Origin of the sequence: Nitrosomonas halophila (assembly GCF_900107165.1) — a bacterium.
GTDB lineage: Bacteria > Pseudomonadota > Gammaproteobacteria > Burkholderiales > Nitrosomonadaceae > Nitrosomonas > Nitrosomonas halophila.
In genome coordinates this window covers 1-1,197 of record NZ_FNOY01000148.1, presented here as the reverse complement: position 1 = coordinate 1,197, position 1,197 = coordinate 1, and the positions used below count along the sequence as shown (strand labels likewise).

The following is a 1,197-nucleotide window of genomic DNA, read 5'->3' as shown; positions in this document are numbered from 1 at the left end:
AACAGCATGGCAAAAAGCAAATTTGAGCGGTCAAAACCACATGTGAACGTGGGAACCATAGGTCATGTGGATCATGGAAAAACAACACTGACGGCAGCCATTACGTCGATACTGACCAGGACTTTTGGTGGCGAAGCCAAGTCCTATGACCAGATTGATTCGGCGCCAGAAGAGCGTGCGCGCGGGATTACGATCAATACCTCGCATGTCGAGTACGAAACAGAGAAGCGCCATTACGCCCATGTTGATTGCCCGGGCCATGCTGACTACGTTAAAAACATGATCACTGGTGCAGCGCAGATGGATGGTGCCATTCTAGTGGTGTCGGCTGCCGACGGACCGATGCCGCAGACGCGCGAACATATTCTGCTGGCGCGGCAAGTGGGTGTGCCGTATATCATTGTCTATATGAACAAGGCAGACATGGTGGACGATGCCGAATTGCTCGAGTTGGTCGAAATGGAAATTCGCGAGCTCCTGTCCAAGTATGATTTTCCGGGGGACGATACCCCGATCGTGACGGGATCGGCGCTGAAAGCGCTGGAAGGTGATCAAAGCGAAATTGGCGAACCCTCCATCCTGAAGCTGGCCGAAGCACTGGATAGTTACATACCTGAGCCAGAGCGAGCGATTGATGGGGCTTTCATTATGCCGGTGGAAGATGTATTTTCCATCTCCGGCCGTGGCACCGTGGTGACCGGGCGTGTCGAGCGTGGCGTGATCAAGGTCGGTGAGGAAATCGAGATTGTCGGTCTGCGGCCAACTGTCAAGACGGTTTGTACCGGGGTGGAAATGTTCCGCAAGCTGCTTGATCAGGGTCAAGCGGGTGATAACGTCGGGGTATTGCTGCGCGGCACCAAGCGCGAGGAAGTCGAGCGTGGTCAAGTGTTGGCCAAACCGGGCAGTATCGCGCCGCATACAAAATTTACGGCAGAGATTTATGTTCTGAGCAAGGAAGAGGGCGGCCGCCACACACCATTTTTTGCCGGTTATCGTCCGCAGTTTTATTTTCGCACGACCGATGTCACAGGATCGATCGAGTTGCCAGCCGGCGTTGAGATGGTTATGCCGGGCGACAACGTATCGGTTTCGGTTAACCTGATAGCACCGATTGCAATGGATGAAGGCTTGCGCTTTGCCATCCGCGAAGGCGGTCGGACAGTGGGTGCCGGTGTGGTGGCCAAGGTTATAGAGTAA

General features: G+C 54.4%; 1 protein-coding gene. It reads left to right on the top strand.

What is annotated here, in order from left to right:
* Positions 1 to 6 precede the first annotated feature (6 nt).
* A complete protein-coding gene (gene tuf, locus BLV85_RS14735) occupies positions 7 to 1,197 on the top strand; it encodes an elongation factor Tu (RefSeq protein WP_090415961.1) in 1,191 nt (396 codons plus the stop codon).